The organism is Amycolatopsis sp. NPDC003731 (genome assembly GCF_053586895.1).
The window spans coordinates 1-13,917 of sequence record NZ_JBSFNC010000015.1; the positions used below are offsets into that span (position 1 = coordinate 1).

Annotated in this window: 16 protein-coding genes and 1 pseudogene; 8 read left to right on the forward strand and 9 right to left on the reverse strand. The window is 72.6% G+C overall.

Translation table 11 applies throughout. The features are described from left to right. Positions 1–154: 154 nt before the first annotated feature. The 4 genes from ACWDN5_RS08960 to ACWDN5_RS08975 all read left to right on the forward strand — a co-directional run bounded on the left by ACWDN5_RS08960 (position 155) and on the right by ACWDN5_RS08975 (position 3,436). Positions 155–1,363: a cytochrome P450 gene (locus tag ACWDN5_RS08960; protein ID WP_449675655.1), complete on the forward strand. Its 1,209-nt coding sequence runs from the start codon at positions 155–157 to the stop codon at positions 1,361–1,363. Between the two features lie 95 nt (positions 1,364–1,458). Beyond that, on the forward strand, positions 1,459–2,067 hold the full coding sequence (locus ACWDN5_RS08965; protein ID WP_449675656.1) for a TetR family transcriptional regulator: 609 nt from the start codon (positions 1,459–1,461) through the stop codon (positions 2,065–2,067). Continuing rightward, positions 2,064–2,264, forward strand: a complete 201-nt coding sequence (locus tag ACWDN5_RS08970; RefSeq protein ID WP_449675658.1) for a ferredoxin — start codon at positions 2,064–2,066, stop codon at positions 2,262–2,264. Before ACWDN5_RS08965 ends, ACWDN5_RS08970 begins: the two co-directional genes overlap by 4 nt. Further along, positions 2,261–3,436, forward strand: coding sequence for an NAD(P)/FAD-dependent oxidoreductase (locus tag ACWDN5_RS08975; RefSeq protein WP_449675660.1), 1,176 nt, complete (start codon positions 2,261–2,263; stop codon positions 3,434–3,436). The genes ACWDN5_RS08970 and ACWDN5_RS08975 overlap by 4 nt, the downstream gene beginning before the upstream one ends. 45 nt (positions 3,437–3,481) lie before the next feature. Here ACWDN5_RS08975 and glmS read toward each other — a convergent pair whose 3' ends face one another. Beyond that, complete coding sequence (glmS, locus tag ACWDN5_RS08980; protein ID WP_449675662.1) at positions 3,482–5,305, reverse strand: glutamine--fructose-6-phosphate transaminase (isomerizing); 1,824 nt, start codon at positions 5,303–5,305, stop codon at positions 3,482–3,484. Positions 5,306–5,319: 14 nt separating this feature from the next. Beyond that, positions 5,320–5,592 (reverse strand): hypothetical protein, encoded by a 273-nt coding sequence (locus tag ACWDN5_RS08985; protein ID WP_449675664.1) that lies wholly within the window; start codon positions 5,590–5,592, stop codon positions 5,320–5,322. A gap of 94 nt (positions 5,593–5,686) precedes the next feature. Between ACWDN5_RS08985 and ACWDN5_RS08990 the strand changes: the two genes are divergently transcribed. Then, positions 5,687–6,019: a class I SAM-dependent methyltransferase gene (locus ACWDN5_RS08990; RefSeq protein WP_449675666.1), complete on the forward strand. Its 333-nt coding sequence runs from the start codon at positions 5,687–5,689 to the stop codon at positions 6,017–6,019. Positions 6,020–6,049: 30 nt separating this feature from the next. Here ACWDN5_RS08990 and dapA read toward each other — a convergent pair. Further along, positions 6,050–6,906, reverse strand: a pseudogene (gene dapA / locus ACWDN5_RS08995) (4-hydroxy-tetrahydrodipicolinate synthase). A 176-nt stretch (positions 6,907–7,082) separates the two neighbouring features. Between dapA and ACWDN5_RS09000 the strand changes: the two are divergent. Further along, positions 7,083–8,009 (forward strand): LysR family transcriptional regulator, encoded by a 927-nt coding sequence (locus tag ACWDN5_RS09000; RefSeq protein ID WP_449675667.1) that lies wholly within the window; start codon positions 7,083–7,085, stop codon positions 8,007–8,009. Positions 8,010–8,093: 84 nt separating this feature from the next. On the opposite strand, the gene ACWDN5_RS09005 is transcribed toward ACWDN5_RS09000, so the two are convergent. From ACWDN5_RS09005 to ACWDN5_RS09020, 4 genes are read right to left on the reverse strand one after another with little or no spacing between them, the layout of a single operon-like run. After that, positions 8,094–8,438, reverse strand: a complete 345-nt coding sequence (locus ACWDN5_RS09005) for an STAS domain-containing protein (protein WP_449675669.1) — start codon at positions 8,436–8,438, stop codon at positions 8,094–8,096. After that, positions 8,435–9,664, reverse strand: coding sequence for a PP2C family protein-serine/threonine phosphatase (locus ACWDN5_RS09010; protein ID WP_449675671.1), 1,230 nt, complete (start codon positions 9,662–9,664; stop codon positions 8,435–8,437). The genes ACWDN5_RS09005 and ACWDN5_RS09010 overlap by 4 nt, the downstream gene beginning before the upstream one ends. Continuing rightward, positions 9,664–10,464 (reverse strand): alpha/beta fold hydrolase, encoded by an 801-nt coding sequence (locus tag ACWDN5_RS09015; RefSeq protein ID WP_449675673.1) that lies wholly within the window; start codon positions 10,462–10,464, stop codon positions 9,664–9,666. The genes ACWDN5_RS09010 and ACWDN5_RS09015 overlap by 1 nt, the downstream gene beginning before the upstream one ends. Before the next feature lie 56 nt (positions 10,465–10,520). After that, a complete protein-coding gene (locus tag ACWDN5_RS09020) occupies positions 10,521–11,189 on the reverse strand; it encodes a TetR/AcrR family transcriptional regulator (protein ID WP_449675675.1) in 669 nt (222 codons plus the stop codon). Positions 11,190–11,246: 57 nt separating this feature from the next. Between ACWDN5_RS09020 and ACWDN5_RS09025 the strand changes: the two genes are divergently transcribed. Then, positions 11,247–12,251 (forward strand): hypothetical protein, encoded by a 1,005-nt coding sequence (locus ACWDN5_RS09025; protein WP_449675677.1) that lies wholly within the window; start codon positions 11,247–11,249, stop codon positions 12,249–12,251. Here ACWDN5_RS09025 and ACWDN5_RS09030 read toward each other — a convergent pair. Then, positions 12,241–12,615: an STAS domain-containing protein gene (locus ACWDN5_RS09030; protein WP_449675679.1), complete on the reverse strand. Its 375-nt coding sequence runs from the start codon at positions 12,613–12,615 to the stop codon at positions 12,241–12,243. The genes ACWDN5_RS09025 and ACWDN5_RS09030 overlap by 11 nt on opposite strands. Positions 12,616–12,714: 99 nt before the next feature. Then, complete coding sequence (locus ACWDN5_RS09035; RefSeq protein ID WP_449675681.1) at positions 12,715–13,200, reverse strand: pyridoxamine 5'-phosphate oxidase family protein; 486 nt, start codon at positions 13,198–13,200, stop codon at positions 12,715–12,717. Between the two features lie 37 nt (positions 13,201–13,237). Here ACWDN5_RS09035 and ACWDN5_RS09040 point away from each other — a divergent pair, with 37 nt between their 5' ends. Further along, the gene (locus tag ACWDN5_RS09040) at positions 13,238–13,831 is read left to right on the forward strand and encodes an acyl-CoA-like ligand-binding transcription factor (RefSeq protein ID WP_449675683.1); all 594 of its coding nucleotides are present in this window, start codon (positions 13,238–13,240) and stop codon (positions 13,829–13,831) included. Positions 13,832–13,917 lie beyond the last annotated feature (86 nt).

The window sequence follows — 13,917 nt, forward strand, 5'->3', positions numbered from 1 at the left end:
GCCAGCTGATCAAAATATAAATAGTCCACACACCAAAAAACAATATTTAAAAAGCCCCGGCACTCGGTGGGCGGCGATTAAGTCAACTGCTTGACTTAACAAGGGATCGTCGCCATCCTCGGGGCAGCGGACATTCACCAACGAGAGGCCCGTAATGACGCCAAGCCACCCCGAATCGCTGCCGCGGTTCCCGTTCGAGGCCGCCACCGCGCTGGAGCCGCCGGCCGAGTGGGCCGAGTTCCGCGAGAAGTGCCCGGTCGCGCGCGTCGCGCTGGCCAGCGGGGACGAAGCCGCGCTGATCACCCGCTACGCCGACGTCAAGACCGTCCTGTCCGACCCGCGGTTCACCCGGCCGGCGCCGGGGGACAACGCCGCCCGCGTCGCGGACACCGAGTCGGGCGGGGTGTTCAACAGCGAGATGGCGTCGGTGCTCCCGCAGCACGGCGAGGACCACCTGACGTGGCGCCGCATGATCGGCAAGTGGTTCACCGCCAAGCGGATGAACGCGCTGCGGCCGGGCATGGCGGCGATGGCCGGGCAACTGATCGACGAGATGGTCGCCAAGGGCGCGCCCGGCGACCTCAAGGCGGGCCTCGCCTTCCCGCTGCCGGTCTGGGTCATCTGCGACATGCTCGGCGTGCCGGACACCGATCGCGACCGGTTCGCCCACTGGTCCGACGTCATGCTCAGCATGACCCGCTACACCCAGGCGGAGTTCGACGCCGCGCAGGCGGAGTTCGGCCGGTACATGGGCGGGCACCTCGCCGCCAAGCGGGCCGAACCGGGTGACGACATCCTCAGCGCGCTGATCGCCGACGGCGCCGGCTGGTCCGACGCGAAGCTGGCCGCCACCGGCATCGGCCTGCTCATCGCCGGCCACGAGACCACCGCGAACATGATCGCCAAGATGACGGCGATGCTGCTGGCCGACCGCAGCCGCTGGGAGCAGCTGCTGGCCGATCCGTCGCTGGTGCGCACGGCGGTCGAGGAGGCGCTGCGGGCGGACGCCAACGCGGGAGTCGGCATGCAGCGTTACCTGACCGAGGACTTCGAAGTCGGCGGCACCGTGCTGCCGGCGGGCACCACCGCGATGTGCAGCATGGCCGCGGCCAACCGGGACGAAGGCGCCTTCGAGAACGCCGCCGAACTCGACCTGACCCGCAGCCCGAACCCGCACCTGGCCTTCGGCGCCGGTGCGCACGCGTGCCTCGGGCAGCCGCTGGCCCGCACCGAGCTGCAGGTCGTGCTGGAAGTGCTGCTGCGCAAGCTGCCGAACCTCGAGCTCGCGGTCCCGGCGGACCAGCTGCGCCGGGTCGAGGGGCTCGCCGTCGGCGGGTTGCGGGAACTGCCCGTCCGCTGGTGACGGCGGCGCGTGGGCCCGGCCGGGGCTGCGCGGCGGCGCCCGGGGTGACCACGGCGGGCCGGGCCGGACGCGCCCGGGCGACCCGGGAGCGGATCTTGGTCGCTGCGGAACACCTCTACGCCGAACACGGCGTGCTGGCCGTGTCGAACCGGCAGATCAGTGAGGCGGCCGGGCAGAGGAACAACACCGCCGTGGGCTACCACTTCGGCACCCGGGCCGAGCTGGTGCGGGCCATCGTCCGCAAGCACACCGGGCCGGTCGAGCGGCTGCGTGGCCGCCGGCTGGACCGCGGCCAGACCGGGCTGCGGGGTTGGCTCGCGTGCCTGGTGTACCCGACGACCGAGCACCTGGCCGAGCTGGGCACGCCGACCTGGTTCGCCCGGTTCGCCGCCCAGGTGATGACCGAGCCGTCGCTGCGCGAAGTCATCATCGAGGAGACCCTGACGTCCCCGTCGCCGGCGCGGACCCTCACCGGCCTCTACCGGTGCCTGCCCGGACTGCCCGCCGAAGTCCGCGCCGAACGCAACGACAGCACCCGCCTCGTGCTGATGCACGCGATGGCCGAGCGCGAACGCGCCCTCGCCGACGGCACGGGCACCCCGAGGGCCGGCTGGCGCGACACCGCCGCCGCCCTCACCGACGTACTGGCCGGGCTGTGGCTCGCGCCGGTCACGAAGCAACCGCGAGGAAAGGAAAAGCCATGAAGGTCATCGTGGACGAGGCCAAGTGCTGCGGCGCCGGCACCTGCGTCATGCTCGCCCCGGACGTGTTCGACCAGCGCGACGACGACGGCATCGTCATCCTGCTCGACGAGCGCCCCGCCGAGGCGCTGCACGCGACCGTCCGCGAGGCGGCGAGCGTGTGCCCGGGGGTCGCGATCTCGATCAGCGAGCAGGGATGATCGACGACGTCCTGGTCGTCGGCGCCTCGGCCGCCGGGCTCGCGACCGTGGAAGCCCTGCGCCGCAAGGGGTACGCGGGCCTCGTGACCGTGCTGGGCGCCGAAGCGCACCTGCCTTACGACCGGCCGCCGCTGTCCAAGCAGGTCCTCGAGGGGAGCTGGACCCCCGAGCAGACCCGGCTCCGGACCCCGGACGAACTGTCCGCATTGGACGCCGAGTTCGCGCTCGGCGACCCGGCGGTGCGGCTGGACGCCGGCGCGCGGACCGTCCACACCGCGGCCGGGCGGACCCGGACCGCCGACGCGGTCGTGCTCGCCACCGGGCTGCGGCCGCGCACCCTGCCGGGGCAGGACGGCCTGGCCGGCGTCCACGTGCTGCGCACCCTCGACGACACGCTGGCCCTGCGTGCGGACCTGGCGCCGGGCAAGCGGGTGGTGGTCGTCGGCGACGGCGTGCTCGGTACGGAGATCGCCGCGACCCTGTGCGCGGCGGGCGTGGCGGTCACCCTCGCCGGACCTCAATCCGCGCCGCTGGCCTACCAGTTCGGCCCCCTCGCCGCGGGCTTGCTCGCCGAGCTGCACATCGCCCGCGGCGTCGAGTTGCGGCTCGGCTCGCCGGTCACCGGGCTCGCCGCGGAAGCCGGCCGGGTGACCGGGGTGCGGCTGGCGACAGGAAAGGCGCTGCCTGCCGACGTCGTCGTGGTCGCCTTCGGAGCCGCGCCGGCGACGGAATGGCTGGCGGGCAGCGGGGTGCTGTGCGACAACGGCGTGGTGTGCGACTCCCGCTGCCGGGCGGCGCAGGGGATCTACGCGGCCGGCGACGTCGCCCGCTGGCACCACGAAGGGCTCGATGCGGTGCTGCGGCTGGAAAACCGGACAAACGCCACCGAGCAGGCGGTCGCGGTCGCGGGGAACATCCTCGGCGAGGACCGCCCGTACACGCCGGTGCCGTACTTCTGGACCAACCAGTTCGACGCCCGGATCCACGTGCACGGAACCCTGTCCGCGGACGCCGAAGTGTCCGTTGTGGAGGGTGACCCGGCCGCGGGGCGGTTCGTGGCGGAGTACCGGCGTGGCGGGGCCGTCACCGGGGTGCTCGGCTGGAACATGCCCAAGCAGGCCCGGCTGCGGCGGCAGGACATCGCCGGGGCGGCCCTCGCCGGGAGAGCCTGAAACCTCGATCCGCCGGGCAGCCCGCACGGCGCCTGGGCGGAAGTGTCACTCGACTGTGACGGATTTCGCCAGGTTGCGCGGCTTGTCGATGTCGTAGCCCAGGGTCAGCGCCGCGTGGTAGGCGAGCAGCTGCAGCGGGATGGTCAAGAGGATCGGGTCGAGCTCCGGCTCGGTCTTGGGCACCACGATCCGCGGGACGTCGAGTTCGCCGAAGTCGACGTCCGCGTGGGTCACCGCCAAGACCGCGCCGCCACGGGCCTTGATCTGCTGGACCGCGGCCAGGTTGCGCTCGGTCAGCTCGTCCGACGGCACGACGGCGACCGTCGGGAGGGCTTCGTCGATCAGGGCCAGCGGGCCGTGCTTGAGCTCGGACGTCTGGTACGCCTCGGCGTGCCGGTAGGAGATCTCCTTGAACTTCTGCGCGCCCTCGCGGGCCACCGGGTAGCCGCGGACGCGGCCGACGAAGAACAGGCTCTTCGCGGCGGCGACCGTCTTCGCGTGCTCGGCGATCTCCGGCTCGAAGTCCAGAACGGACTTGATCTGGCCGGGCAGCGCGCGGACGGCGTCGATGATCCGCAGACCGTCCGCATTGGACAGATCGCGCACCCGGCCGAGCGCCAGCGCGATCAGGGCGAACCCGACGGCCATGTTGGTCAGCGCCTTGGTCGAGGCGACCGCGATCTCCGGGCCGGCGTGCAGGTAGACGCCGCCTTCGCAGGCGCGGGCGATGGTCGAGCCGACCACGTTGACCAGGCCGACGACCCGGCCGCCCTTGCGCTTGATCTCCTCGACGGCGAAAGCGGTGTCGATGGTCTCCCCGGACTGGCTGACCGCGATGTAGAGCGTGTCGGCCTCGATGATCGGGTTGCGGTAGCGGAATTCCGACGCGGCCTCGGCGTCGGCCGGGATCCGGGCGAGTTCTTCGATCATCGTCGCGCCGATCTGGCCGACGTAGTACGCGGAGCCGCAGCCGAGGATCTTCACGCGGGCGAACCCGCGCAGCTCCCGCGGCGTCAGGTTGAGCCCGTCCAGCCGGGCGACGCCGAACCGGTCGTCGAGGCGGCCGCGGATGATCCGCTCGACGGACTCGGGCTGCTCCTGGATCTCCTTGGCCATGTAGTGCGGGTAGCCGCCCAGGTCGAGGTCCTCGGCGTCGATGTCGATCTCGGTGGCGGGCTTGGTGGTGTCGCTCTCGTCGACGGTGAAGGTGCGGTAGCCGGTGGCGAAGACGGTCGCGAACTCGCCGTCGTCGAGGTGCGCGACCTGCGAGGTGTGCCGGACGAGCGCGGCGAGGTCACTGGCGACGAACATCTCCCGCTCGCCGACGCCGATGATCAGCGGCGAGCCGTTGCGCGCGATGACCAGCCGGTCCGGGTGCGCGCTGTCGGTGACGGCGATCGCGTACGTGCCGGTGACCCGGGAGACCGCCTCGACGACGGCGTCTTCCAGGGTTTCGGCGGCCGAGCGCGCGATCAGGTGGGCGAGGACCTCGGTGTCGGTCTCGGACGCGAGGGTGACGCCGGCGTCCGCGAGCTGGGCGCGCAGGGTGTCGGCGTTGTCGATGATGCCGTTGTGGACGACGCAGATCCGGCCGTCTTCGGAGGTGTGCGGGTGCGCGTTGGCCTCCGACGCGGGGCCGTGCGTGGCCCAGCGCGTGTGCCCGATGCCGGCCTTGCCGGTGAGCCGCTTGGGCAGCGCGGCGGCGAGGTTGCGCACCCGCCCGACGACCCGGTGGACCTGGGCGGTGCCCTTCGCGCCGAGGACGGCGATGCCCGCCGAGTCGTAGCCGCGGTACTCGAGCCGGGTCAGGCCTTCGAGCAGGATGGGGGCCGCGTTCTGGCCGCCGATGTAGCCGACGATCCCGCACATGGGGAGACCTCTTCCTAGCTGTAGACGATGCGGCGCAGCTGCCGCTCGGAGAGGACGGGCGCGGCCACCAGCCGCCCGCGGAGCTCGCCGGCGATCAGGGGGAAGATCTCGGGGTTCTTCCGCCCCTGGGCCTGCAGCTCGGCGTGCCGGCGGCGCACGTAGTCCTCGGTGGGAGTCCGGTAGAAGGCCAGGACGTCGTCGACGACGCGGGCGGCGACCCCGGGTGGCAGCCCGGTGGACGCGGCCACGCGCTCGACGATGTCGGTGTCCTTCACGCGGGCCATCATGCCTCTTCTGGTGGCGAACCCCAAATTCCTGCCCGAAATCGGGCAAGTTCTACCTGGTTGGACACTTTCCGCGGCTGCGGGCGAGGGTGGGGACGTGCGACAAGACGAGATCTGGGACGCCGACGCCGCCGAGCGCTACGACACCCCGGGCCGCGGGATGTTCGCCCCCGAGGTCGTCGGGCCCGTCGTGGAGCGCCCGGACGGCGGGCGGGCGCTGGAGTTCGCCATCGGGACCGGGCGGATCGCCGTCCCGCTCGCCGAGCGCGGCGTGTCCGTGACCGGCATCGAGCTGTCGGAGCCGATGCCGGCCCGGCTGCGCGCGAAGGCGGCGATCCCGGTGGTCGCGCGAACCTGCCGACCCAGGACGAGCAGGTGGCGTGCTTCCCCAACGCGGCCCGCCACCTGGAGCCGGGCGGCCGGTTCGTGATCGAGCTGGGCGTCCCTGTGTCCCACCACTTCACGTTCGGCTCGGGACGGCAGGCGCGGGCTCCGCTTCGACCAGCGGAAGGCGCACGCTCGCGTGCGGGATGACGCCCAGCTCGGCCAGCGCGGCCTTGGCGTTCGCCGCGGCCGTGCCGGACCGCATGAGCCGGTCCGTCAGCGGGATCAGCTCGTCGTGGATCGCGCGCGCCTTCCCGAGGTCGCCGTCGCGGACGGCGCGGATGAGGTCGGCGGTGCGCTCGGCCGCCACGTTGGCCACGACGCTGACCAGGCCCGCGGCGCCGCACGCCAGGTACGGCAGGTTGAGCTCGTCGATGCCGCAGTAGTACGCCAGCGACGTCCGGCTCAGCACCGTCATCGCTTCGGACAGGTCGCCCTTCGCGTCCTTGACCGCCCGGATCCGCGGGTGGCCGGCCAGCTCGATCAACGTCGCCGCCGTCATCGCGACGCCGGTGCGCGCCGGGACGTCGTAGAGCATCACCGGCAGCTCGGTGGCGTCCGCGACGGCCAGGCAGTGGGCGAGCACGCCGGCCTGCGTCGGCCGGGAGTAGTAGGGACAGACGAGCAGCAGCGCGTCGGCGCCCGCCGCCTCGGCTTCGCGGGCCCGGCGGACGCTCGAGGCCGTGTCGTGGGTGCCGACGCCGGCGATCACGCGCGCCCGGTTCGCCACCTGGGCGGCCACGGCCCGGACGAGGCCGGCGGACTCGGCGTCGGAGAGGGTCGGGACTCGCCGGTGGTCCCGCCGACGACGAGGCCGTCGCACCCGGTGGCCAGCAGGTGCTCGACGAGCCGGGTCAGGCCGGGTGCGCTGAGCGCGCCGCCGGGCTCCATGGGGGTCACCATCGCGACGAGGTTGGCGCCGAATTCGGTCATGGTCCGACCGTGCCGGGTGAAACTGCTGCGGTCCAGCGATGCTTTTTTGCCGATATTGCGTAGTTTGGCTTTACCAATCCGGCCAAAGTAGGCCGGCCCCCCACGCGGCAGGTAACCCGTTGCCGCGAAAGTCATCCGGCCGTGACTGCGGTCGGATTGGTAAAGATCGGCACAGCATGATTGAGGTGGGTGCACTGCGGGCGTTGCGCTCCGTGGCGGCGCTCGGGACGCTGGCGCGGGCGGCCGAGGAGCTGGGTTTCACGGCGTCGGCGGTGTCGCAGCAGATCAAGCGGCTGGAACGGCAGGTCGGCGTCCCGGTGCTGGCGCCGGCGGGCCGCGGGGTGGTGCTGACCCCGGCGGGCCGGGCGATCGTCGACTCGGCGCCGGAGGTGTTCCAGGCGCTGGAGCGCTGCGCCGAAGCCGCCCAGTCGGTCTCGGAAGGCGCACCGCGGGGCACGCTCCGGGTGGTGGCGTTTTCGACGGCGATCCGCGGCCTGCTGGCGCCCCTGATGCCGCGGCTGGCCTTCCCGGAACTGCGCGTGGAGGTCACGGAGCAGGACCCGGACGAGGCGTTGCGCAGCGTCCTCGCGGGGACCGCCGACCTGGCGCTGGTCCACGACGCCGACGGGTTGCTGCCCACGCCGTTGCCGCCGACGCTGGCCCGGCGGTGGGTGCACACGGACGTCGGCGACGTGGTGGTGAGCCGCACGCACCCGCTCGCGGAGGCCGGAGCACCGCTGGACGAGCATTCGCTGGCCGGGCACGCGTGGGTGACCAGCCCACCGGGAACCGTTTGCCACCAATGGTTCCGGCGGTTGTTCGCGGAGGAGCCCGATGTGCGTCACCGGGTCGACGACTTCGCGACGCAGCTGTCGCTGGTGGCGTCGGGGCAGGTGGTGGCGTTGGTTCCGAGGCTGGCGCGGCCGCCGCTGGGGGATGGCTTGATCGCGCGGCCGCTTCGACGGCCGCCGAAGCGGGAGGTGCACGCGGTGTGGCGGCGGAGCGCGGAGGCCAGCCCGGCCATCCGGGCGGTGCTGGCCGAGCTGGATCCCGCTGCGTGTGTTGAGGGCGGGGCTTCAGCCGGTGGTCGGGTCGGGGCGTGACGGGAGCCGTTCGGGCTCGGCATCGGCCGGGTCGTGTTCGCCGCACCGACCCGTCGCTCGGACCAGGCCCTGGCCGGGGAAACGTCAATCCTTGAAGGCGTCTTCGGCGCTCGGGTAGGTCGGGAAGAAGCCGGCGAGGCCGATCAGCCCGAAGGTCCGGCTCAGCCGGGCCGGAACCGCCGCCAGTGCGACGCCCGCGCCGGCCGCCTCGGCGACGTTGCGGGCCGCGATCAGCGCGGAAATCCCGCTGGAGTCGCAGAACGTCACCCCGGCCAGGTCCACCACCAGCAGCTGACCGGGCCCCAGGGCGAGCGCGGCCACCCCGGCGCGGAGGCGGGGCGCGGTCGCCACGTCGAGTTCGCCCTCGACGGTGACCACCGCCCCGGCCCCGGTGGTGCGGGTCGCGACGGAGAACGGGGTGCCGGTCACGCTCGATCGCCTCCGGGAAGCGGGATGCTCAGCGCCAGCAGCGCCGTGTCGTCCTCGACGCCGTCGCCGAAGCCGGCGAGCAGGCCGGTCACCGCCGTGATCACCGCCGGTGCCGTCGTCGGCGCCAGGCCGGTCAGGTGCGTCCGCAGCTGCTCTTCGCTGTAGCGGACGCGGCCTTGCGTGCGGGCTTCGGTCAGGCCGTCGGTGTAGAGCAGCAGAGTGTCGCCCGGGTTCAGGAAGACGTCCTCGGTGGCGAAGCGCGCCCGGGGCAGCGCGCCCACCAGCTGGCCGCCCGGGACGGGCAGGAACGCGGACGTGCCGTCGGCGCGGATCAGCAGCGCCGGCGGGTGGCCGCCGGTGGCCAGGGTGACCGCCGCGCCGTCCGCCCCGGGCCGGATGCGACCCTGGATGACGGTGCAGTAGCGCGGATCGGCGCCGCGGTACTCGTGGTGCAGCACGGTGTTGAGGCGGTCCAGCACGGTGGCCGGCTCGGGATCGTGCACCGCGGCGGCGCGCAGGGTGTAGCGCGCCAGCGACGTCACCACGGCCGCGGCGGCGCCCTTCCCGGACACGTCGCCGAGGAAGAACCCCCACGTGTCCCCGGTCAGCGGGAACAGGTCGTAGAAGTCGCCGCCGACCTCGTCGGCCGACGCCGGGTGGTAGTAGGCCGCGACCTGCACGCCGGGCACCTCGGCCAGGGCGGGCGGCAACAGGGTTTGCTGCAGCGTCCGCGCGAGCCGCTGCACCCGGTCGCGTTCGCGCTCGGCTTCTTCGCGCGCCCGCAGGAGTTCCTGCTCGTAGGCCCGCCGGTCACGGGCGTCGAAGATCGTGGTGCGGATCAGCTGCGCCTGCCCGTCCGTGCCGGTCTTGACCGTCGAGGTCACCAGCACCGGCAGCCGGCTCCCGTCGGCGGTCTTCAGCTCGAAGGCGACGCCGCCGAGCTCGCCCTGCATGCGCAGGAGCGGCGCGAAGTGCGTCTCGTGGTAGATCCGGCCGCCGACGGTGAGCAGATCGGCGAACCGGCGCCGGCCGACGACGGCGTCGCGCTCGTAGCCGAGCCAGCCGAGCAGGGTGGTGTTGATCTTCGCGATGGTGCCGTCGAGCAGCGTCGAGAGGTACCCGCAGGGGGCGTGCTCGTAGAGGTCTTCCGCGCTGTCCTCCAGCAGGGCCGAGAATTCCGGGGCCGCGCTCTCCCGACCACCCGGACCGGGGTGGTCTTCGCACATCACGGCCCGCTCACGAACGCCGTGATCGCGGCGGCCGTCGCCTCCGGCGCGCTGAGCTGCGGGCAGTGCCCGGTGGCGGCGAGCGTCACCAGGGTGCTGCCGTCGATCTGCTCGTGGGTGAACCGCCCCACCGCGGGCGGCGCGATGGCGTCGTTCTCGCACTCGAGGATCAGCGTGGGCACGGAAACCTTCGCCAGATCGGCCCGGTTGTCGGAGAGGAAGGTGACCCGGGCGAAGACGCGCGCGATCGCGGGATCGGTGCGGCAGAAGCTGTTCGTCAGCTCCTCGCCCAGCTCGGGGCGGTCCGGGTTGCCCATGATGACCGGCGCCATGGTCGCCGACCAGCCCAGGTAGTTCGACTCGAGCGAGTCGAGCAGTTCGTCGATGTCGGCCCGGCTGAACCCGCCGTGGTAGTCGCCGTCGTCGAGGTAGCAGGGCGACGGCGTGAGCAGCACCAGCTTCGCGAACCGGTCCGGTTCCCGGTTGACGGCCAGCACGGCGATCATCGCGCTGACCGAGTGGCCCACGAGAACGACGTCCCGCAGGTCGAGCTCGTGGCAGATGGCGAGGACGTCGTCGGCGTAGCCGTCGAGGCTGCCGTAGCGCTCGGGGGTCCAGGCGGAGAGGTCCGAGCGCCCCGCGCCGGTGTGGTCGAAGAGAACGACCCGGTACTGCTGCGCGAGTGCCGGGACGACGAGCCGCCAGAGGTTCTGGTCACAGCCGAAGCCGTGCGCGAGCAGCAGGGTGGGGCCGTCGTCCTGGCCGGTGACGGTCACGTTGTTCCTGGCACGCATGCTCACCGCGCACATCCTGCCACCCACCCCGCGGCCCTGCGTGCTGAGCAACGCAACCACGGTCAGCGGCGCCGCTGGGCGAAGCCGTCGAGCAGGCAGTCCAGGCCGAGCTCGAAGCGGCCGTCCGCCGTCAGGTCCGGCATGTCCGCAAGCCACGTCGCGAGCGAGTCGTCGGCCATCTCGGGTGCATACGCCTGCAGGTCCTCCGTCGAGCCGATGCCGAAACTTTCGAGCAGCACCAGCTCCCGGCTGACGCTCATCGCCGTTCCCGTCACGTAGTTGTCCAGCAGCGACGCATACGCGACGGCGGGGGACAGGCCGGCGCCGTCGAGCACTGACAGCAGGAAAGCCGTCCGCCGGAGGGTGTGCGGCCCGAACGGGGGCCGGCCGTCCACCAGCTCGGCGTACCAGCGGTGCCGCCCGATCATCGACCACAGGCTGAGCGCGAGCCCGCGCAGGTCGGCGCGCCAGTCGCCGCTGGGGGCGGCCGGCACCGCGACCTCGGCCGACACCGCGTCGAGCATCAGGTCGACCAGGCCGTCCTTGTTCAGTACGTACCGGTACAGCGACATCGGCGTCGACACGCCCAGCGCGTCGGCCACCGTCCGCATGGTCAGCGCGGCGACCCCGCCGGCGTCGGCGACCTCGATCGCCGTGCGCACCACCGCCGCGCGGGTGAGCGCGTTCTTCCGGCCCGGCGGCTCCGGGTGGTGCCAGATCAGCTGTGGCATGTCCGGAATATACAGCGTACATTCGGGTGTACGACGTACATTCCGATGGGGGGATGGATGCGGCTCAGGGGAATCAACTACGACACCGGCTTCGGCGGCGCGGTCGGCGACCGGTCGCGCCGGGACTTCGAGCCCGCGGTCGTGCGGCGGGAGCTCGAGATCATCGCGACCGACCTGCACTGCGACACCGTCCGGATCAGCGGCGACGATCCGAGCCGCCTCGCCCTCGCCGCGCACGCCGCGGTCGACGCCGGGCTGCGCGTGTGGTTTTCGCCGTTCCCGATGGACCTCACGCCGCCGCAGCTGACGCCCTACTTCGCGGAGTGCGCCCGGCGGGCGGAGGAGATCCGGGCGCGGGACCCGGAGACCGTGCTCGTGCTCGGCTGCGAGATGTCGTTGTTCTGCACCGGGTTCGTTCCCGGCGCCGTCCTCATGGAACGCCTGCGCAACGCGATGGACCCCGCTGCCTGGGCCGGGTTCGAGCACGAGTGGGACTTCGGCGCGATGCTGCGGGACCTCGTCGAGACCGCGCGGGAGCACTTCGGCGGCCAGGTCACCTACGCCGCCGGGGACTGGGAGGAGATCGACTGGACCGCGTTCGACTTCGCGGCCGTCGACCTGTACCGCTCGGCCGCCAACGCCGAGGACTTCGCCCGGCACGTGCGGGGCCACCTGAGCCACGGGAAGCCGCTGGTCGTCACGGAATTCGGCTGCTGCACCCACCGCGGCGCCGCCGACGCGGGCGGTAGCGGGTGGACGATCGTCGACTTCGAGGCCGAGCCGCGCGTGCTGAACGGCGACTACGTCCGCGACGAGGCCGGGCAGGCGGCGTACTTCACCGAACTGATGGACGTCTTCGAGGCCGAAGGGGTGCACGGCGCGTTCTGGTTCACCTTCGCCGGCTACGAATGCCCGTCCGATCCGGACCCCCGGCGCGATCTCGACCTGGCGAGCTACGGCGCCGTCAGAGTCCTCAATGGACAGAGCGGAACCGCGTACCCGGGGCTCGCCTGGGAACCGAAGGAGGTCTTCCGCGCGATCGCGGCCCGGTTCAGCCGCTGAGCGCGTCTTCCCGGGTGGTGGTGACGGCCAGTGCCTCGTGCAGGCCGGTCAGCCGGAGGGTGCGGTTGACGACGCCGTCCTCGGGGGCGACGACCCGGAGCCGGGTGGCGGTGCCGGCCGCGTGGCGCGCTTCGAGCAGCACCGTGATGCCGATGGACGCCAGGAAGGACACTTCGGACAGGTCGATCACCAGCACGTCCGGCTCGCCCGCGAGCGCGGCGGTGACGCCGTCGCCGAGGAGGGGTGCGCTGAGCAGGTCGACCTCGCCCGCGATCGCGAGCACGACCGCGCTGCCGGCGTCGTGGGCCGTCACGCGCAGGAGGTCCTGGGGGCGGACGCGGTTGCCGTCAGCGGTCACGATCACCCCTGGTCTGCATGCGCGGATCCCTTCTCTCGGTTCACTCCGGGTGGGTGGTACCCCGGGTGCCCGACGACGAAACATCCGGCAACGACCCGAACGGAGTCACCGCGCGGTGGAGCCGCCGAGCGGCATCGCGGGCAGGCCGAGCTTGCGGTGGTCCCAGGAGCGCGTCCGTTCGACGTCGAGGCGGACGGCGACCCGCTTGGTGAGCATGAACTCGACCATCGGGCGGACGTCTTCGCTGTACGGGCCGGTGTACCGCTCCCAGACGTTGACGCCGACGGCCCACAGCGTGTCCGGGTCGTCGACGATCGTGGCCCGGCCTTCGAGGGCGACCCCGCGCAGCGCGTCGTAGGTGTCGCCGGTCTCGATCAGCACGGTGGCGCGGCCGTCGCGGCGCAGGTTCGCGGCCTTCTGCGACTTGGCCTTGGTTTCGAACCACAGCACCCCGTCGAGCACGGCGTACCACATCGCGACGAGGTGCGGCTGGCCCGACGGCCCCAGGGTGGCGAGGGTCGCGACGCGCTGCTCGTCGAGGAACCGGCTGACCTCGTCCGCGGACATGACGATCTGCGCGCGCTGGTTCACCCGTGCTCCTCCGTGAGAGATAGTCCAGAATGAGACTATGTCTCAGAGTGAACCGGAAGGCCTGGCCGTCCGCAAGAGGCGGGCGACGAACGCGCGGATCGCCGCGTCGGCGGCCCGGCTGGCGGGACGGCACGGCGTCGCAGGGACAACGGTCGAGCACATCGCGGCGGACGCCGAGGTCGCCCGCGCGACCTTCTTCCGTTATTACGACACCAAGGAAAGCGCGGTGGCGGCGGGGATCACCGGCCCGTGGCTGACCCTGGTCACGGCGGCGCTCGCCCGGCAGCCGGCCGAGCTGGCGCCGAAGGAAGCGCTGGTGGCGGCGTTCGGCGAGCTCGCGGCGGAGTTCCCGGCCCACGAGGACGCGATCCGCGAGCTGGCCCGGCTGACCCGGACGTCGGCGACGCTGGCGGCGTGGACGGCGCAGACGTACCAGCGTTACGAGCGGGCCATCGCGGAGCTGCTGGCCCCGCGGTTCCGGGACGCGCCGGAGGGCGATCCGCGGCCCCGGATGCTGGCGGCCCTGGCGATGGCGGCGGTCCGCATCTCACTGGACGACTGGGTCGGCGGCGAGGGCCCGCTGCCGGACCTCATCGGCCGCGCGCTGGACGCGATCTCGGTGGCCGGGTAGGCGGCTCGCGTGAGTGGGGCCGCATCTCGCGTGGCTTGGGGATCGTATCTCGCATGGCTGGGGCGTAACTCGCGTGGCTTGGGGGC

Excerpts from the sequence above, each read along its gene's own strand:
- ACWDN5_RS09025 (WP_449675677.1), top strand. The coding sequence starts at position 11,247 with ATGCGGCTCAGGGGAATCAACTACGACACCGGCTTCGGCGGCGCGGTC.
- ACWDN5_RS09020 (WP_449675675.1), bottom strand. The coding sequence starts at position 11,189 with ATGCCACAGCTGATCTGGCACCACCCGGAGCCGCCGGGCCGGAAGAAC.
- ACWDN5_RS09040 (WP_449675683.1), top strand. The coding sequence starts at position 13,238 with ATGTCTCAGAGTGAACCGGAAGGCCTGGCCGTCCGCAAGAGGCGGGCG.
- ACWDN5_RS09000 (WP_449675667.1), top strand. The coding sequence starts at position 7,083 with ATGATTGAGGTGGGTGCACTGCGGGCGTTGCGCTCCGTGGCGGCGCTC.
- ACWDN5_RS08975 (WP_449675660.1), top strand. The coding sequence starts at position 2,261 with ATGATCGACGACGTCCTGGTCGTCGGCGCCTCGGCCGCCGGGCTCGCG.
- glmS (WP_449675662.1), bottom strand. The coding sequence starts at position 5,305 with ATGTGCGGGATCGTCGGCTACATCGGCGGCCAGAACGCGGCCCCCATC.
- ACWDN5_RS08960 (WP_449675655.1), top strand. The coding sequence starts at position 155 with ATGACGCCAAGCCACCCCGAATCGCTGCCGCGGTTCCCGTTCGAGGCC.
- ACWDN5_RS08985 (WP_449675664.1), bottom strand. The coding sequence starts at position 5,592 with ATGATGGCCCGCGTGAAGGACACCGACATCGTCGAGCGCGTGGCCGCG.
- ACWDN5_RS09010 (WP_449675671.1), bottom strand. The coding sequence starts at position 9,664 with ATGTGCGAAGACCACCCCGGTCCGGGTGGTCGGGAGAGCGCGGCCCCG.
- ACWDN5_RS08970 (WP_449675658.1), top strand. The coding sequence starts at position 2,064 with ATGAAGGTCATCGTGGACGAGGCCAAGTGCTGCGGCGCCGGCACCTGC.